The 17,388-nt window shown below is 36.2% G+C and carries 17 protein-coding genes; 6 read left to right on the top strand and 11 right to left on the bottom strand.

Annotated elements, in window-relative coordinates; genetic code table 11:
* Positions 1–41: 41 nt before the first annotated feature.
* The gene (locus tag AB1278_RS06015) at positions 42–953 is read left to right on the top strand and encodes an ABC transporter ATP-binding protein (protein WP_110009999.1); all 912 of its coding nucleotides are present in this window, start codon (positions 42–44) and stop codon (positions 951–953) included.
* Between the two features lie 4 nt (positions 954–957).
* On the top strand, positions 958–2,268 hold the full coding sequence (locus tag AB1278_RS06010; protein ID WP_429813028.1) for an ABC transporter permease: 1,311 nt from the start codon (positions 958–960) through the stop codon (positions 2,266–2,268).
* Between the two features lie 106 nt (positions 2,269–2,374).
* Here the strand turns inward: AB1278_RS06010 and AB1278_RS06005 are convergent, their stop codons facing one another.
* From AB1278_RS06005 to AB1278_RS05965, 9 genes are all read right to left on the bottom strand, one after another.
* A complete protein-coding gene (locus tag AB1278_RS06005) occupies positions 2,375–3,046 on the bottom strand; it encodes a porin family protein (RefSeq protein ID WP_110010001.1) in 672 nt (223 codons plus the stop codon).
* Positions 3,047–3,061: 15 nt separating this feature from the next.
* The gene (gene sucD / locus AB1278_RS06000; RefSeq protein ID WP_002977143.1) at positions 3,062–3,934 is read right to left on the bottom strand and encodes a succinate--CoA ligase subunit alpha; all 873 of its coding nucleotides are present in this window, start codon (positions 3,932–3,934) and stop codon (positions 3,062–3,064) included.
* Between the two features lie 90 nt (positions 3,935–4,024).
* On the bottom strand, positions 4,025–4,927 hold the full coding sequence (locus AB1278_RS05995; protein ID WP_202840993.1) for a UDP-3-O-(3-hydroxymyristoyl)glucosamine N-acyltransferase: 903 nt from the start codon (positions 4,925–4,927) through the stop codon (positions 4,025–4,027).
* Positions 4,928–4,994: 67 nt separating this feature from the next.
* Entirely contained in the window at positions 4,995–5,561 is a 567-nt protein-coding gene (gene efp, locus AB1278_RS05990) for an elongation factor P (RefSeq protein ID WP_002977139.1), read from the bottom strand.
* 17 nt (positions 5,562–5,578) lie between these two features.
* On the bottom strand, positions 5,579–6,250 hold the full coding sequence (locus tag AB1278_RS05985; protein WP_137905072.1) for a hypothetical protein: 672 nt from the start codon (positions 6,248–6,250) through the stop codon (positions 5,579–5,581).
* Positions 6,250–7,044 (bottom strand): acyl-ACP--UDP-N-acetylglucosamine O-acyltransferase, encoded by a 795-nt coding sequence (lpxA, locus tag AB1278_RS05980; RefSeq protein ID WP_076596575.1) that lies wholly within the window; start codon positions 7,042–7,044, stop codon positions 6,250–6,252. Before lpxA ends, AB1278_RS05985 begins: the two co-directional genes overlap by 1 nt.
* Complete coding sequence (locus AB1278_RS05975; protein ID WP_110010003.1) at positions 7,045–8,442, bottom strand: bifunctional UDP-3-O-[3-hydroxymyristoyl] N-acetylglucosamine deacetylase/3-hydroxyacyl-ACP dehydratase; 1,398 nt, start codon at positions 8,440–8,442, stop codon at positions 7,045–7,047.
* The gene (gene lpxD / locus AB1278_RS05970) at positions 8,435–9,466 is read right to left on the bottom strand and encodes a UDP-3-O-(3-hydroxymyristoyl)glucosamine N-acyltransferase (protein WP_343639478.1); all 1,032 of its coding nucleotides are present in this window, start codon (positions 9,464–9,466) and stop codon (positions 8,435–8,437) included. The genes AB1278_RS05975 and lpxD overlap by 8 nt, the downstream gene beginning before the upstream one ends.
* 71 nt (positions 9,467–9,537) lie before the next feature.
* Positions 9,538–10,764 carry an HD domain-containing protein gene (locus tag AB1278_RS05965; RefSeq protein WP_429817334.1) on the bottom strand — a complete coding sequence of 409 codons (1,227 nt, stop codon included), beginning with the start codon at positions 10,762–10,764 and terminating at the stop codon, positions 9,538–9,540.
* 294 nt (positions 10,765–11,058) lie between these two features.
* Here AB1278_RS05965 and AB1278_RS05960 point away from each other — a divergent pair, with 294 nt between their 5' ends.
* From AB1278_RS05960 to AB1278_RS05945, 4 genes are all read left to right on the top strand, one after another.
* Positions 11,059–12,642, top strand: coding sequence for a S41 family peptidase (locus tag AB1278_RS05960; RefSeq protein ID WP_429813019.1), 1,584 nt, complete (start codon positions 11,059–11,061; stop codon positions 12,640–12,642).
* 132 nt (positions 12,643–12,774) lie between these two features.
* A complete protein-coding gene (locus AB1278_RS05955) occupies positions 12,775–14,319 on the top strand; it encodes a bifunctional response regulator/alkaline phosphatase family protein (protein WP_110010007.1) in 1,545 nt (514 codons plus the stop codon).
* 118 nt (positions 14,320–14,437) lie between these two features.
* Entirely contained in the window at positions 14,438–14,815 is a 378-nt protein-coding gene (locus AB1278_RS05950) for an MliC family protein (protein WP_202840998.1), read from the top strand.
* Between the two features lie 88 nt (positions 14,816–14,903).
* Positions 14,904–15,668 (top strand): exodeoxyribonuclease III, encoded by a 765-nt coding sequence (locus AB1278_RS05945; protein ID WP_202840999.1) that lies wholly within the window; start codon positions 14,904–14,906, stop codon positions 15,666–15,668.
* Between the two features lie 65 nt (positions 15,669–15,733).
* Here the strand turns inward: AB1278_RS05945 and AB1278_RS05940 are convergent, their stop codons facing one another.
* Together AB1278_RS05940 and AB1278_RS05935 are read right to left on the bottom strand one after the other, a co-directional pair.
* On the bottom strand, positions 15,734–16,105 hold the full coding sequence (locus AB1278_RS05940; protein ID WP_202841000.1) for a septal ring lytic transglycosylase RlpA family protein: 372 nt from the start codon (positions 16,103–16,105) through the stop codon (positions 15,734–15,736).
* Between the two features lie 565 nt (positions 16,106–16,670).
* Positions 16,671–17,384, bottom strand: a complete 714-nt coding sequence (locus AB1278_RS05935) for a hypothetical protein (protein WP_429813013.1) — start codon at positions 17,382–17,384, stop codon at positions 16,671–16,673.
* Positions 17,385–17,388: the final 4 nt, after the last annotated feature.

Below are 17,388 nucleotides of genomic sequence, written 5' to 3'. Positions count from 1 at the left end.
TTCGGGACTTTTTCATACTAATAGTAAAAAGAAACGATTTAATGCTAAAAGCTGAACATATTAAAAAGACCTATAATGCCGGAAAAAAGGTCGCCCTGGATGATTTCAGCATCCATGTCCCGAAAGGCAGTATTTATGGCCTTTTAGGTCCCAACGGAGCCGGAAAAACTTCTTTTATCCGCATCATTAACCAAATTACTCAGGCAGACTCTGGAGAAATCCATATCAATGGCCAAAAGCTTAATCCAGGTCATATTAAAGATATTGGCTATATGCCTGAAGAAAGAGGACTGTACAAAAACATGACGGTTGGTGACCAGATTCTCTATTTCGGGGAACTGAAGGGAATGAGCAAAAGTGATGCTCTGAACGAAGCCAAAAAATGGTTTGAAAAACTAAACATCGACCAATGGTGGAAGAAAAAGCTTTCCGAACTTTCCAAAGGAATGGCTCAAAAAATCCAGTTTGTAGTTACTGTTCTTCACAGGCCCCATTTATTGATTCTTGATGAACCTTTTTCAGGTTTCGATCCTGTGAATGCCAATTTAATCAAAGATCAGATCATTGATCTTAAAAATAACGGAACGACCATCATTCTTTCTACCCACAGAATGGAAAGTGTGGAGGAAATGTGTGATTATGTTGCGTTGATCAACAATTCAAAGAAGATTATTGACGGAAGGGTTTTTGACGTAAGGGAAAAATTCAAGAAAAATATTTTTGGGATTACGCTTTCTGAAGTAAGCAATGATCAGTTTGAAAATTTCAGAAACAAATATGAGATCTTCAATTTATCCAATGAAAACAATCTTGTTTCTTTTGACCTGAAAAATGAGGAGAGCCAGAATAATGTTCTTCTTGATCTTGTACAGGTAGGTAAAGTGAGATCATTCGACGAAAGAATACCAAGTATGAATGAAGTGTTTATTAATGCTGTAAGTAACCATTCTTAATTTTATGAATAATATTTTTTTAATTACCAAGAGAGAGTTTCTTACCCAGGTTAAGAAAAAGTCTTTCATCATATTGACTCTGCTTGCCCCTGTCCTGATTATTGCTTTCGGAGCAGTGGTAGGGCTAATGTTTAAGGCGAATGAATCACATAGTATCATAGAAGTGGTTGACAAGAGCGGCTTGTTTACCAATCAGCTTCAATCAAATGATAAATTAAGCTATGTTTTTGTTTCTGCAGCGGATGAAAAGTCCAAGATTAACAATCTAAAAGGGAATGAATCTCTCGATGGCATCCTGATTCTTCCGCAGCTGAAAAACCAGAATTTTGATGAGCTTGAAAAGGAAACCAGACTGATTATCAACAGTAAAATCGGGTTTGACACAAAACAGAGAATTGTATCTGATATCAGCAATGTTGTCCGAAAAGAAAAGATCAAGCAGCTGGGTATTCAGGAAACTCAATTAAATGATCTTGATAAAAACTTTACCTTAAAAACCATCAACGTTACGGATAATAATAAAGAGGACTCGGATCTTGTTTTCGGGGTGAAATCCGGATTGAGCATGGTACTGATGTATGTTACTTTTATGTTCATCATTATTTACGGAGTAAGGGTGATGAGAAGTGTACTTGAAGAAAAAAATAACCGTGTTGTGGAGATCATTATTTCTTCTGTAAAACCTTTTGAACTGATGATGGGTAAAATTCTGGGAGTAACCATGGTTGCACTGACCCAGTTTCTGATCTGGATTACCATGTCTGTTATTGGTGCATTGGTACTCAATACAGGGTTCTCTCCTCTTCAAAAGAATATTCCGGGGGGAAATGAGGAGATGGCAAGTAAACTGGATATGGGACAGCTTGCTACCCAGATTTCTCACAGTTTACTGGAGTTGAACTTCCCGCTCATCATCTTTGTATTCATCGTATTTTTCCTTTTAGGGTATATCTTCTATAGTTCTATTTATGCAGCTATTGGTTCTGCAGTGGATAACGAAACAGAAACCCAGCAGTTTACTTTATTTGCTATTTTACCGCTGACATTAGGAATGTATGGAAGCTTCACATTGATGAACAATCCGGAAGGTCCTTTAGGCTTCTGGCTATCCATCATCCCGTTTACTTCACCGGTTGCTATGATTGCCCGAATTCCGTTTGGAGTTCCTGCATGGCAGATTGCATTGTCTATTACATTATTGCTGGTAACTACTATTTTCATGATCTTCCTTGCCGGAAAAATCTATCGTGTAGGAATTTTAATGTATGGAAATAAAGCTACGTTAAAAGAGCTTTGGAAGTGGATTAAAGGGTAATGGCTAAATAACGGAAAAGCTGAAAACGCTGATTGATTTGCCAACAGATAAAAAAAAAAAAATCCCGGAAGCTGCGTTTCCGGGATTTTTTATATTCTGAAATATTCTATTTGAATATATAGCTTAAAGTAAGTGCAATTACCTGTTCTGATTTTTTCTTATCAGTACCTTTGGTTTCTTTAGCAAGACCAGGATAAGTATCGCTTAGACCTAAGTCATATTTTACCGCTACTTCAAGTTGTCTTTTGTAGCTATATCCTACGCCCAGACCAAGTCCCCAGTTAAAACTGTTGGCCTTACCGTTTACGCCTGCCGGCTGGTTAGGATCAGTAACATCGGGATCATAATAAGGTCTGCTTACTGGAGCGTCTTTAACGTTCTGGCTCAGCAAGAAGTTAAATCTAGGTCCTATCAATCCAAAGAATTCTGATTCTGCTTCAGAAAAATATCCTTTGAAATAAAGAGGCACACTCAGGTAGTTATTAGCATATAATGCGTCATAACCACTTACCCCTTTAGCATCTTTATCTTTTCCTGTTTCTCCTGCACCATAGTACAGAACTTCAGGTTGAATAAAGAATTGGTTTGCCTTTCCTACGGGAATCAATGCCAAAGCTCCAGCCTGGAAAGTATATCTTGGGCCTGAAGGATTATGGGCGTTAGATACTCTGGAGTAGTTTAAACCTCCTGTCACTCCAAATCTTGTGCTTTTCCACTGCACTTGTGCAAATGATAAAGCAGAAAACATTAAAGCTGAGGCTAATAAAAGTTTTTTCATATGCTGGGTTTTATATTATCCTAGAATCTTAGCTACAGTAGCACCAATATCAGCAGGAGAATCAACAACGTTGATACCGTTTTCTCTCATGATTTCCATTTTAGCCTGAGCTGTATCTTCAGCACCACCTACGATAGCACCTGCGTGTCCCATTGTTCTTCCTTTTGGAGCAGTCTGTCCTGCGATGAAACCTACAACCGGTTTAGTAGATCCGCTAGCTTTGTACCATCTTGCAGCTTCAGCTTCAAGACCTCCACCGATTTCACCGATCATTACAACAGCTTCAGTTTCAGGATCGTTGATGAATAGCTCTAATGCTTCTCTTGTAGTTGTTCCGATGATTGGGTCACCTCCGATACCGATTGCAGTAGAGATACCGTAACCTGCTCTTACTACCTGGTCAGCAGCTTCATAAGTAAGCGTTCCTGATTTTGAAACGATACCTACTTTTCCTTTTTTGAAAACGAAACCTGGCATAATACCAATTTTAGCTTCTTCAGAAGTAATGATTCCAGGGCAGTTTGGTCCGATTAATCTGCAGTCTCTGTCAGCGATGTAAGATTTTACTTTTACCATATCAGCTACAGGAATACCTTCAGTAATACATACAATTACTTTGATTCCTGCTTCAGCAGCTTCCATGATAGCGTCTGCTGCGAATGCCGGTGGTACGAAAATGATACTTACGTTTGCTCCTGCTTTTTCAACAGCGTCAGCTACTGTATTAAATACCGGCTTTCCTAAGTGCTCGCTACCTCCTTTTCCCGGAGTAACACCACCTACTACGTTTGTTCCGTATTCAATCATCTGACCAGCGTGGAAAGTTCCTTCGTTCCCTGTAAATCCTTGTACAATTACTTTAGAATCTTTGTTTACTAAAATTGACATTTTATTGTTGTTTTAATTTATTTATTATTTTATTAATGCTCACAAATTTACTCAAATTTCTTTGATTTTGGATAAAACCTTTGGAATTGTTTATTTGAGATTTCTCAGTTTTACTTCTTTTTTCAGATAAGTTTTAAAATCTTCTGCAAACATCCCGATATAGGTTCCTTTTTCAAGATCTCTGTTGACGCCGGTTTTTCCCAAAAGTACAGATCCCGACTCAATTTTGTTTCCGGAAGCGATTCCTACCTGTCCCCATAATGTCACTTCATCACCGATGATACAACATCCTGCAATTCCAACCTGAGAAGCAATCAGACATTTTTTTCCGATAATGGTATCATGTCCGATCTGAATCTGGTTATCCAAAACGGAGCCTTCCCCAATGATGGTAGAGTCTGTAACTCCTCTGTCAATGGTACAGCCGTTTCCAATCTCCACATTGTTTTCAATAACAACATTTCCAACAGAAATCAGACGGTCAAAATTTCCGTTTAATTTTCTGTAATAAAATGCATCACCTCCTAAAACGGTGTTGGACTGAATAATTACGTTATCTCCGATTTCCGTACGATCACCAATGACAACATTAGGAAAGATTAAGGTATTTTTCCCGATTTTCACGTTGTTCCCGATTACTGCCGAAGAATGGATTTTTGTTCCCTCTCCTATTTCAACATCGTGTAGTTCTTCCGTGAAATTATAGATTCTGGTAAAATGGGTATTGATTTTATTAAAGTCTCTGAAAGGATCATCAGAAACCAAAAGTGCTTTGCCTTCCGGGCAATCTACTTCTTTATCAATTAAAATAATAGTAGCTGCAGAGTTTAATGCCTTGTCGTAATATTTAGGGTGATTCACAAAAACAATATCACCTGGTTTTACCATGTGAATTTCATTGGTCCCCAATACTTCGAAATCTTCAGGCCCTACAAATGCTGAACCTATTAAATCTGCAATGGTTTTAAGCTTTTGCGGAGAATGGAATCTCATAACAATAGATTTTCTTATAAAACAAAATTCGGAGTGCTGATGCAAACCGAATTTATGTAAATTTTATTTATTCTTTTACTCTTTCTAAGTAGCTGCCGTCTTCAGTGCTTACTTTAATTCTGTCTCCCGGTTCAATGAACAAAGGAACCATTACTCTTGCTCCTGTTTCAACGATTGCGTTTTTAAGAGCATTGGTTGCTGTATTTCCTTTTACACCCGGATCAGCTTCGATAACATCAAGGTATACGGATTGTGGAAGTTCAGCAGAAAGTGGAGTTTCATCAGCTTCTTTCAAAATGATAGTCACTTCTTCACCCGCTTTCATAAACTGAGAGTTCTCAATCATTTCTTTGTTGATGTATAACTGAGAGAAATCATCATTGTTCATGAAGTGGAATCCGTTCTCATCATCATACAGATACTGGAATTTTCTGGTGATTACTTTTACTTCATCAATTTTGTGTCCTGCAGAGAAAGTATTATCAATTACTTTACCGTTCGTCACTGACTTTAATTTTGTTCTTACGAAAGCAGGTCCTTTTCCCGGTTTTACGTGAAGGAACTCGATTACTTTATAAATATCATTGCTATATTCGATGCATAGCCCTTTTCTGATATCGTTACTTGTTGCCATTAATATATTATATTCTTTTATTTATTATTCTCTTTGTTCACCAAATCAATTATATCCTCTAAGTAATACTGATTGGTCTTTAGTTTTGAAATGACTTCAGGATCATTATCTGTGAGCTTCACAATAAGTTTTGTATCTACTACCAATCCGAAGCTGACATCTCTTTTATCAGAGGTATTATTTGATTTTTCAATATCAATCAAAAGAACCTTGTAAGAATTTCCTTTTTTATCCTTCCATGCAAACTTAGGAGTCAGCCCTGCATTTAAAGCACCTCCCAGCAAACCTCCTCCATAAGGATTATTGTATGAAATTGCTTTTTTATCTTTTACTTCATCAAGATAGACCAGAAAATATTTCTTCCCAATTACATTGACTCTTGCAAATGTATCAAAAGAATAGATATACGCTGCATAGGTCATACTAAAATACAGATTATCCTGATATTTCATCAGCCATGCTCTATTCTCCTTCTTTGCTTTTTTATCCGTATCTGTATATCTGAATGGAGATATTTTGATGTAATCTTCATTCTGACTTTTTACTTCTGCATAAACACTGGGCTTAGCAAGGCTGTCTTTTTTATAGTCCGAGAAGCCGTAATAGAACTCCATACCTGTTATTCTCTGGTTCTGGGACAGATAAAAATGGGAAATCGCCAGTACAAAAAGGAAAGACAATTTTTTCATCAGTTACTCTCTTTACCGGTTCCGTATCCTTTTACGATACCTCTTGGTGAGTTTTGAATAAACTGTAAGATCTCATCTCTCTCAGCCGTTGGAAGCATTTCTTTTTCAATATGGGAAATAGCCTGTGAAACGTTCATCTTCATCTGGAAGATGGCTCTGTAGATTTTCTGGATTTCAAAGATTTTCTCATTGGTAAATCCTCTTCTTCTTAAACCCACAGAATTGATACCGGCATAAGACATAGGCTCTCTTGCAACTTTTACGTAAGGCGGAATATCTTTTCTTACCAGAGTACCTCCGGAAATCATGACATGTTTTCCGATTTTACCGAATTGGTGAACTGCTGATAAACCTCCCATTACAGTATAATCTCCAATCTCCACATGTCCTGCAATACCACAACCGTTTACAATGATAACGTGATCTCCGATAACACAATCATGGGCAATATGCGAAGTAGCCATAATAAGGCAGTTCGCTCCTATTTTAGTATATCCCAAAGCCTTTGTCCCTCTGTTTACGGTAACACACTCTCTGATTGTTGTATCATCACCGATAATTACCTGGGTATCTTCACCATCAAATTTCAGGTCCTGAGGAATTGCAGAGATTACAGTACCCGGAAAAATCCTACAGTTTTTTCCTATTCTTGCGCCATCCATAATGGTTACATTAGGACCAATCCATGTTCCTTCTCCAATTTCTACATCCCCTGCAATGGTAGTGAAAGGTTCTACGATTACATTTTTGCTGATTTTCGCACGTTTATCTACGGCTGCTAATTGATGAATCATTTAATCAACTTTATTTTTTGCAACTTGAGCCATAAGCTCTGCTTCTACTGCTACAGTGTCTCCTACATATCCATACCCCTGCATATGAACAATTCCTCTTCTGATAGGCTCTATCAATTCAATTTTGAATATAAGTGTATCTCCCGGAATTACTTTTCTCTTGAATTTCACCTTATCAATTTTGATGAAATAAGTAGAATAGTTTTCAGGATCCGGAACGCTGGCCAATACAAGAATTCCTCCTGTCTGTGCCAATGCTTCTACCTGAAGAACTCCAGGCATTACAGGTTCTTTAGGGAAGTGTCCCACGAAGAAAGGTTCGTTCATGGTTACGTTTTTCAAACCTACTACGTGAGAGTCTGAAAGTTCAAGAACTTTATCGATCAATAAGAACGGAGGTCTGTGAGGCATAAGCTTCATAATTCCGTTGATATCGAATACTGGTTCTTTTGTCAGGTCAAAATCCGGAACGTTTTTCTTTTTCTGCAATTTCCACTGGCGGTTTAGTTTTTTCGCAAACTGAGTATTCACAAAGTGTCCCGGTTTGTTAGCAATAACTTTACCTTTTATTTTTACTCCTGCCAAAGCAAGGTCACCGATTACATCCAGTAATTTGTGTCTCGCCGCTTCGTTAGGATAGTTTAAGTTAAGATTGTCAAGAATACCGTTGGGTCTTATCGATACATTATCTTTCCCAAAGGCTTTCTTTAATTTTTCTGTAGTTTCAGGAGTAAGATCTTTATCTACATATACAATGGCATTGGAAATATCTCCACCTTTGATCAAACCATGATCTAAAAGCATTTCCAATTCATGCAGGAAGCTGAATGTTCTTGCTGATGAGATTTCGTCTTTAAATTCTGAAATATTTTTAAGAGTAGCATTCTGAGTACCTAATACTTTAGTCCCAAAATCTACCATAGTAGTTACCTCGTAAGTATCCGAAGGAATGATTGTGATTTCCGAACCAGTAGCCGGATCACTGTAGGTAAGAACCTCTTTTACAACAAGATATTCTCTTGCAATGGCTTGTTCTGCTACTCCCACACTTTCGATAGCTTCCACAAAGTATTTTGAGGATCCATCCAAAATTGGTGGTTCAGAGGCATCCATTTCTAAAATTGCGTTATCAATATCACAGCCAACAAGGGCTGCCAGAAGATGTTCGCAAGTGGTAATTTTTACCCCTAATTTTTCTAATGTAGTTCCTCTTTCGGTTGCTACCACATAATTTACATCAGCTTCTACCTGAGGATGTCCCTCCAAGTCTGTTCTTACAAATACAAAACCTGTATTTTCTTTAGCAGGTTTAATGGTAAGTTTTACTTCTTTACCAGTATGAAGGCCAATTCCAGAAAGAGTTACCTCTTGCTGAAGTGTTTTTTGCATATCACTCATTAGTATTATCTTTTGAGTTATTCTCAAGATTATTTATTCTATTTACAATTCCAGGCAAGTTCCTGAAATGAACATAACTCCTTAAATAGTCATTGTAACTGATTGCTGGTGAACCGTACAAAGTTTCTCTGTCATTAACACTGGAATTCACGCCACTCTGAGCCTGAATTTTCACCTGGTTTCCTATTTTGATATGTCCTACGACACCTACCTGGCCACCAATCTGATTCCAGTCTCCGATAGTAGTGGAACCTGCAATTCCTGCCTGTGCAGCAATTACGTTGTTCTGACCAATTTTCACGTTGTGGGCAATCTGAATCAGGTTATCAATCTTAGTTCCTTTTCCTATTATTGTAGAGCCTATTGTAGCTCTGTCGATACTACAGTTTGAACCAATTTCTACATCGTCTTCAATGATTACATTTCCAAGCTGCGGAATTTTCTTGAAGCCTTCAGCCGTTGGCTGGAAACCAAAACCGTCTCCTCCGATTACCGTGTTGGAATGAATCACACAGTTATCTCCAATAATACAGTAGTCGTAAATTCTGGCACCACTGTCTATCTTACAGTTTTTACCAATTTTCACTCCTTTCCCTATATATACATGTGGATAGATCTGTGATCCTTCCCCGATCTTAGCTTTCTCGGAAACATAAGTAAATGCCCCGATATACGCTTTATCTCCTATGATAGCGGTATCATGAATAGATGAACCGTTCTCAATACCTTCTTTTCTTCCCTGCATTTCCTGATATAAATTCATCAGAATCTGAAAAGAAAGATAGGCATCTTTTACAACGATTAAGGTAGGGTTATAATGATTTTTCTCCAGAAGTTTTTCCGAAACGATGATAACAGAGCATTTTGAGCTATCCAAAAAATGAGAAAACCGATCTTGTGCTATAAAAGAAAGATGTCCCGATTCCCCATTTTCAATTGGTGAAACTCCCGTAATAAGTGCATTCTCGTCACCTATTATTTTTCCGTCAATAAAACTTGCAATTTGCGAAGCTGTAAATTCCATATTCTGCAAAGATAAGAAATTCTATAATTTGCAAACATGTTTTAGTTTCAGATCGTAAATTTTAATATTCTTTAAGAGTCCAGTCTGGAGATATCTCTTGGAAACATAAGGATATAGCGGGTCGTCTTATTTACGATTAATCCTGATAAAAGCTGATCTTCCGACTCATGCAGCCTGGTTCTTTTTCCGTTTTTATGCAGTAAATAGATTGGCTGTTTCTCTGCGTGATAAGGCAATAATTTTCTTTTAATTTCATGAACCAATTCGTTACCATTATCGATTCCGAAAAATTCATTGCTCTTTTTTATTTTTTCATCAATTATTTTCTCATCAAACGGATGTGATGAAATAATTGTTTTAGGCAAATTTCTCTGAATTACACATTTACACCAGTATGACAATACAAAATCTTCTGAATTCTGCCATTCTTTCATGGCCTGAATTACATCATTATCATCAAGCTGAGTAAATCTTTCAATATCTTCATCTGTGGCACCGCTCTTTTCACGGTATAAAAAATATTTCAGATTGTCTGTTGCCGGAAGTTCTACACCCTGGGAAATCAGATATTTTGCCCTTTCAAGAATTTTAACCAAAAGAAACTCTGCCAAGGCTGAAGTTTTATGATAATACACCTGCCAATACATAAACATTCTGGCAGTAAGGAAATTTTCAATGGAATAAATTCCTTTTGCATCAATCACCAGTTCGCCTTCTTCGCAGACATTCATCATAGAGATAATTCTCTGAGTATTAATATTTCCTTCGGAAACACCTGTAAAAAAACTGTCTCTTTTAAGATAATCCAAACGGTCAACATCCAGTTGGGAAGAGATCAGCTGGTTAAAAAACTTTCTGTGATACTTCCCCTGAAACATTTCAATAGCCATGGATAGTTGGCCTTCAAATTCCTCATTAAGCTTATTCATCAGCAGCAAAGAAAGATTTTCATGATGCCAGTCATCCATCAGCATACTTTCCAATGCGTGTGAAAACGGACCATGACCAATATCATGCATCAAAATGGCCAGCATCGCCCCTTTTTCTTCTTCCTCAGAAATTTTCACTCCTTTCTGCTTCAATGTTTCTAAAGCTGTAAACATCAAATGCATCGCTCCAAGAGCATGATGAAATCTTGTATGGGTAGCACCGGGAAATATCAGGTTCAGAAGTCCGGTCTGCCCGATTCTTCTCAATCTCTGAAAGTAAGGATGCTCAATGATATCAAATAAAATTTCGTGTGGAATTTTGATAAACCCGTGAACAGGATCGTTGATGATTTTTAGCTTATTCTGCATTGAAACTTCAGTATTAGTAAACAAAGTTAGGCATTTTAAAATTTAGCCTTTTATTAAATTACTATTAAGATTTTGGGATAACATAATTATACACCAAATATTTTTCATCAAAAACATCTTCATATCAACTTCAGAAATTCCTAAATATCTATTTATTATCAATTCGAGATTTTTTGAAAACCTTTTGCGTCTGTTATATTAAAGGATTATCTTTGAGAGAAAACACGGCAACCTTTAATGAGACGCTTCCCGCTTTTCCTCTTTTTACTTTTAAGTTTGAACTTTTCCGCACAAATGATCACTGAGACCCAAAAGCTGGAATCTCTTTGCAGGATTTGGGGATTTTTAAAATATTACCATCCCCGTGTGGCAAAAGGAAATCTTAACTGGGATAAGCAGCTTTTTCAAAAAATCAATGAACTTGAAAATATTAATGATAAGCAGTCTCTCAATAATTTTTATTCTGAATGGATTGAGAGCCTGGGAGAAGTTCCGCCATGTAAAGAATGTTCAGTTAAAGATCAGAAGGTGTATTTCCTTAAAAATTTTGATCTACGCTGGATGGACAATTCACAAATTTTCTCTGATGATGTATCTCAAAAGCTTCGTTACATCGAAAAAAACAGAAATCTTGGAGACAATCACTATGTGGGAAAAGGGGGAAGAAAAATATATTTCAGGAATGAAAAATCCTATGGTTCTCAATTCACTTCCACAGCCATTAGTTTACTGGAGCTATTCAGATACTGGAATTACGTGGAATATTTCTTTCCTTATAAATATGAAACCGATCAGAACTGGAATGATGTACTTACAGAAATGATTCCCAAATTTCTATTGGTTGATAATGATGAAAATTTTCACTTAACATTAGCAGAACTAGTGGCTAAAACGGATGATTCACACGCTTATCTTTCTTCAAAGGAGATTCAGCTTCATCTGTATGGTCAACGAAAAGTTCCTGTAGAATATATTTATGCTGAAGGAAAACTAGTGATTACAAAAGTTAATGACACACGGCCTGAACATCAAGGCCCACTGCATACCGGAGATGTTATTTATGATATTGAAGGAAAAACTATTCCACAGATGATCAACAGTTTGGGAAAGTATGTACCTGCCTCCAATTCATGGGGCAAGGTCAGCAAAATAAAAGACAAGCTGCTTTTCACTAGCAATGATTCTGTTTCTTTAAAGATTGAAAGAGAAGGACAAAATATAGAAATAAAAACCAGAACATATCTTAGTAAGAATATTATTCGTGAAAAGAAACCTGTTGTAAAAAAGTGGAAATTGATGGATGATGAAAAGACAACCGGATATGTTAATATGGGGATGATTGAAAAGGATGATCTTGATGAGATGTACAGCAGTTTAAAATCCACAAAATCCATTATCTTTGATCTCAGGAATTATCCAAAACAAACGATTGTACCCTTAAGCTTTCTTCTTCTTCCCAACCCGGTAATCTATTATCAGTTTACTTTTCCTGATACCAGCTATCCCGGCAAATTCTACAGCAGAAAAAATGTCATCGGCAGGAAAAATCCTGAATACTATAAAGGAAATGTCATCGTTTTAGTAGATGAGAATACACAAAGCCAGGCAGAAACCACGACAATGATGTTCAAACAGCATCCGAAAGCTAAAATTATTGGTAGTAATACTTCAGGAGCCAACGGAGATGTCATTATGTTTAAAATTGCTGATCTCAATACACGGTTTACAGGCCTAGGTGCTTATTATCCTGATGGCAGGGAAACCCAAAGAATAGGAATCATTCCCGATATTCTGGTAAAACCAAGTATTGAAGGGATAAAAAACGGAAAAGATGAAGTGCTGGAAAAGGCTTTGGAGTATATAAAAACCACTAATTAAGTGAAGTGAAAATGTGAATTATCCTACGCCATTTTCATTTAACTTATATTTAACTTTTAATCTTTTGAATTTGTGAGATTTTAAAAGGATTTGGTCAACATTTTGATAGAATAACCATGTAAAAAATAAATTATGTCAGAAAAGATATTATGGATAGATGATGAAATAGATTTACTTAAACCTCATATCGTATTTTTAGAAAAGAAAGGTTATCAGGTAACCCCTGTTAACAATGTCAATGAGGCTTTGGAGCTTATGGATTCAGAGAAATTTGCTTTAACGCTAATTGATGAAAATATGCCGGGTATTTCCGGTCTGGAGGCAATTCCTATGATTAAGGAAAAAGATAATGCCTTAAAAATCGTCATGGTAACCAAAAGCGAAGAAGAACACATTATGGAAGAAGCGATCGGTTCCCAGATTGCCGATTATATATTAAAGCCTGTAAATCCCAATCAGATATTACTGTCTTTAAAGAAAAACCTTCAGCAGGATAATCTTGTGGAACAAAAAACAATTTTACAATACCAGCAGGAATTCAGAAACCTTTCCATGGAACTTTCTTATTTGAGAACGTATCAGGAATGGGCTGAGTATTATAAAAAGATTCTTAGCTGGGAAATCAAATTTGATAAGGTAGCAGACAATGAATTTGCCGATCTTCTGCAGTCTCAGAAGGAAGAAGCCAATATTCAGTTTGCCAAATTCATTGAGAAAAATTATGAAAACTGGCTTACAGATTCAGACAAACCGATGATGAGCCACACGCTTTTCAAGGAAAAAGTGAAGCCTGAAGTGGAAAAAGAGAAAGTTCTTTTACTGATGGTGGATAATCTTCGGTATGATCAGTGGAAAGTAATCGAACCTTTATTTACAAAATACTACAATAAAATATCGGAAGATTATTATTATAGTATTCTTCCGACAGCAACACAATATGCAAGGAATTCTTTCTTTGCAGGATTAATGCCGTCTGAGATAGAAAAACGCTTCCCTGATAAATGGTTTAATGATAACGAAGAAGGAAATAAAAATGAGTTTGAGCGTGACTTCCTGGAAGATCAGATGAAGAGAATCGGTCTTGGTTCAAAGTCTATGAAGTATCTTAAAGTACTGAACGCTGATTTTGAAAGAAAGATCTATGACGATTTCAACCAGCATAAAAATAATGACCTGCTGGTTATTGTGTACAACTTTATTGATATCCTGTCGCATGCAAAAACAGACAATCATATTGTAGACCAGCTGATTCGTGATGATAAGACTTTCCGTTCCCTTACCTTCAACTGGTTTGAAAACTCTTCTTTATTGAAGATCATTAAGGCAGCTGCAGAAAACGGATATAAACTGGTGATCACAACAGATCACGGTACTGTATATGTTAAAAAGCCAAGTAAAGTGGTAGGAGACAGAGAAACTTCTACGAATATCAGATATAAAACAGGCAAAAGCTTAACGTATGATGACAGTGACGTATGGGCTATTACCAATCCGGAAAAGCTTTTCCTGCCCAAAGGAAATTTAAGTTCGAAATATATTTTTGCTAAAAACAATATATTCCTGGCGTATCCTAAAAATTACAATCATTTTGTTAATTACTATAAAGAAACTTACCAGCATGGTGGAATTTCACTTGAAGAGTGTATTATTCCTATCAGTATTTTAGAACCCAAGTAGTTTTTTTCATAGTTTATTTAATTTTGGGTTTAAAGGCGGAAAAAATCTTGCGATTTTTTCCGCCTCTTTTTTAAGGCACTTATTTTGCATATCAACAGACAACCTTAAATATATATTTATGAAAAAACACATTTTTATTGCAGCAGCATTCTCAGCATTATTTTTAACCTCATGTAATAAAGAAAAGACAACAACAGATTCTACTCCCGCTTCTGTAGACAGTGTTGCATCCAAGCCATCTGATTCAGCAGCTGTTTCAGGTACTCAGGATGAAATTGTAAAAAGTACTTCGAAAGACAAGAACGGGAAAACCCTGGATATGACTTTCAACAATACCAAAAATACGGCTACTTTAGTATTCAACAATGAAACCATTGAGCTTCAGGGACAAAAACCTGCATCAGGAATATGGTACAAGAATGACCATTATGAACTGAGAGGAAAAGGCGAGGAAATAGAACTGACAAAAGACGGTAAAACAGTTTTTAAAAATTAAAATCACTTACTCAGTATATAAAAGTCGGGTTTGAAATTCAGAACCGGCTTTTTTTATTTCCCTACATTTGAAAAAATTTATTTTGTTTATGAGATTAATCACCTACAATGTTAATGGAATCAGGGCGGCTTTTACGAAAGATTTTCTGGGCTGGCTGAAGACTGCCGATCCGGATATCATCTGTATTCAGGAGAGTAAGGCCGGAAACGATCAGATAGACATCGAAAGCCTTGAAAAATTGGGATATCACAGTTATTGGCACTCAGCGGTAAGAAAAGGCTACAGCGGGGTCGGAATTGCCTCAAAAATAAAACCCAACCATGTAGAGTATGGTTGTGGTATCGAAAGCTATGATAATGAAGGAAGAATCATCCGTGCAGATTTTGACGGATTTTCCGCGATTTCGGTATATGTTCCTTCTGCATCTAATATTGAGAGGTTAGATTTTAAAATGCAGTTCTGCCATGACTTTCTTGGGTATATTAAAAATTTAAAAAAAGAAATTCCTAATCTTATTATCTCCGGAGACTTTAATATCTGCCACGAGGCTATCGATATTCACAATCCTGTCGGTTTAAAGAATGTTTCAGGGTTTCTTCCTATGGAAAGAGAATGGATGACCAATTTTATCAATGAATGCGAACTGATTGACAGTTTCAGGTTCTTTAACAATGAACCTGACAATTATACATGGTGGAGCTACAGACAAAACTCAAGGGAAAGAAATAAAGGCTGGAGACTGGATTATAATTTCACTTCCTATAGTTTAAAGGATAAGCTCAGCAGGGCTGTCATTTTAAAGGAAGCGGTACATTCCGACCATTGTCCTGCTTTAGTCGAACTAGATGTATAAAAAACAGATATCCATACAAAAAGCCAGCTGAATCAGCTGGCTTTTTTTTAATTTAAATCATAAAATTAATCGACAATTTCATATTCGACTGGAATAGTACCATGACTGATATCTCCAATCTCATCGAACGCAGCTTTAGACATATCTAAAGATCTTGATGAATGGTAAGGCCCTCTGTCATTAATTCTCACTATTACCTCTTTACCATTTTTAAGGTTGGTTACCTTAACATTTGTTCCAAATGGAAGCGTTCTGTTTGCTGCAGTAAACTTTGAATTATCAAAGATTTCTCCGCTAGCGGTTTTTCTACCGTTAAATCTATCGTGGTAGTACGATGCATAACTTGTTTTTTTCGCATCTAAGGTATTACTTGTAAATGAGTAAACACCTAGGGTTGAAATCATCATTATGATTACGAGAATGAATCTTTTCATCATTTTGAACTTTTATTGGTTTTGACGGGACAAAAGTATCAGGAATCTTCAGAAAACCCTACTCCATATGTTAAAATCAGTTAACAAAACACTAATAAAAAGTTAACAATCCTTGCAAAGCACTATAAATAGGGCTTTTAAGTTACACTGTTAAAAAATGTTAAAAAAAGATCTAAAAAGTTAACGTAATTAACTAATTCATGCATAATTTAAAAATAACAAATCTAAAATATATTGATAATCAATATTTTACAAAAATCATAAAGTTAAAATAAAATTTCAAAACTACTTGTTAAAATTTTAAAGTCTTAAAATTCAACTTTAGGAAAAAACTTTTCTCAGAAGCTCTTTAGCTTCATCTGTTGAGATTATGCAATTGATTTTTAACACCTTTTTATTTTGTTAAAATGTAAAGTCTGATTCATCAGCCCATATTTGATTTCAATTGTTCAAAAAGTGATTCAATCACGATGTATTACCCGAAAAAATAAAAGAACATCCTTCTCTGTAAAAAAGCAAAAAACCAATGATTTCTCATTGGTTTTTTATTATATAATTAAGTATTATACTATTTTAAATATTCTAAAACATAGTCATATGTTCCGCTTGGATATACTACAGACATACTAGGAGAACCTGTAACAGCAGCTCCAGTAGATATATCATATGAATACAATTCTCTGGAATATACATTATTAGTACCTGCTTTATAAATAGTAATTCCGTACAATGCTGTAATTCCACCTGGCGCTGGGATTGTTACTGCAGTAGTAGTTCCATTTGCAGTAAAAGTTCCTTTGATACCATAAATCTGCGCATTATTTACTTGTCTGTTTGTAACAGTTTCAGTAGTAAGAATATTTTCTTTCGGAGCAGACCCTAATGGTAACCATTGCCCTGAAGCTGAAGAGAATGCTGGTGTTGGAGTAGGGTTGCTGAAATAGTAAAAACCTACACCTACCGTTTGGTTTCCGATACCTGATCCTGTAGCAGGAGTAGTACCAGCAGTGGAGTTATATACAATCATCCCATCATATGCTGTAGGGAAATTAAGTGCACTAGTTACTGGTGTTACAAAAGTGAACGTAGTTAAATTTGTTCTAGGAAATGCTAATCCTTTACCATTACTAGTTGATGTTGTAAAGCCGTTTGCAGAAGCATCTAAGAATACGGATTGTGTAGCTACTGTAGCACTGACAGTACCATTTGATCTCAATTGAGCGAAAAAAGTGCTTGATGCCGCAACAATGGCAAACAATGCTGATGTTAAATATACTTTCATAATT

This window comes from Chryseobacterium sp. NRRL B-14798 (genome assembly GCF_050470705.1).
Classification (GTDB): domain Bacteria; phylum Bacteroidota; class Bacteroidia; order Flavobacteriales; family Weeksellaceae; genus Chryseobacterium; species Chryseobacterium cupriresistens.
The sequence above is the reverse complement of the archived record's forward strand: the minus strand, read 5'-3'. Positions and strand labels throughout refer to the sequence as shown.

What these genes read in the sequence shown, in the direction of transcription:
- AB1278_RS06015 (WP_110009999.1), top strand. Translation starts at nt 42, where the DNA reads ATGCTAAAAGCTGAACATATTAAAAAGACCTATAATGCCGGAAAAAAG.
- AB1278_RS06010 (WP_429813028.1), top strand. Translation starts at nt 958, where the DNA reads ATGAATAATATTTTTTTAATTACCAAGAGAGAGTTTCTTACCCAGGTT.
- AB1278_RS06005 (WP_110010001.1), bottom strand. Translation starts at nt 3,046, where the DNA reads ATGAAAAAACTTTTATTAGCCTCAGCTTTAATGTTTTCTGCTTTATCA.
- sucD (WP_002977143.1), bottom strand. Translation starts at nt 3,934, where the DNA reads ATGTCAATTTTAGTAAACAAAGATTCTAAAGTAATTGTACAAGGATTT.
- AB1278_RS05995 (WP_202840993.1), bottom strand. Translation starts at nt 4,927, where the DNA reads ATGAGATTCCATTCTCCGCAAAAGCTTAAAACCATTGCAGATTTAATA.
- efp (WP_002977139.1), bottom strand. Translation starts at nt 5,561, where the DNA reads ATGGCAACAAGTAACGATATCAGAAAAGGGCTATGCATCGAATATAGC.
- AB1278_RS05985 (WP_137905072.1), bottom strand. Translation starts at nt 6,250, where the DNA reads ATGAAAAAATTGTCTTTCCTTTTTGTACTGGCGATTTCCCATTTTTAT.
- lpxA (WP_076596575.1), bottom strand. Translation starts at nt 7,044, where the DNA reads ATGATTCATCAATTAGCAGCCGTAGATAAACGTGCGAAAATCAGCAAA.
- AB1278_RS05975 (WP_110010003.1), bottom strand. Translation starts at nt 8,442, where the DNA reads ATGAGTGATATGCAAAAAACACTTCAGCAAGAGGTAACTCTTTCTGGA.
- lpxD (WP_343639478.1), bottom strand. Translation starts at nt 9,466, where the DNA reads ATGGAATTTACAGCTTCGCAAATTGCAAGTTTTATTGACGGAAAAATA.
- AB1278_RS05965 (WP_429817334.1), bottom strand. Translation starts at nt 10,764, where the DNA reads ATGCAGAATAAGCTAAAAATCATCAACGATCCTGTTCACGGGTTTATC.
- AB1278_RS05960 (WP_429813019.1), top strand. Translation starts at nt 11,059, where the DNA reads ATGATCACTGAGACCCAAAAGCTGGAATCTCTTTGCAGGATTTGGGGA.
- AB1278_RS05955 (WP_110010007.1), top strand. Translation starts at nt 12,775, where the DNA reads ATGTCAGAAAAGATATTATGGATAGATGATGAAATAGATTTACTTAAA.
- AB1278_RS05950 (WP_202840998.1), top strand. Translation starts at nt 14,438, where the DNA reads ATGAAAAAACACATTTTTATTGCAGCAGCATTCTCAGCATTATTTTTA.
- AB1278_RS05945 (WP_202840999.1), top strand. Translation starts at nt 14,904, where the DNA reads ATGAGATTAATCACCTACAATGTTAATGGAATCAGGGCGGCTTTTACG.
- AB1278_RS05940 (WP_202841000.1), bottom strand. Translation starts at nt 16,105, where the DNA reads ATGATGAAAAGATTCATTCTCGTAATCATAATGATGATTTCAACCCTA.
- AB1278_RS05935 (WP_429813013.1), bottom strand. Translation starts at nt 17,384, where the DNA reads ATGAAAGTATATTTAACATCAGCATTGTTTGCCATTGTTGCGGCATCA.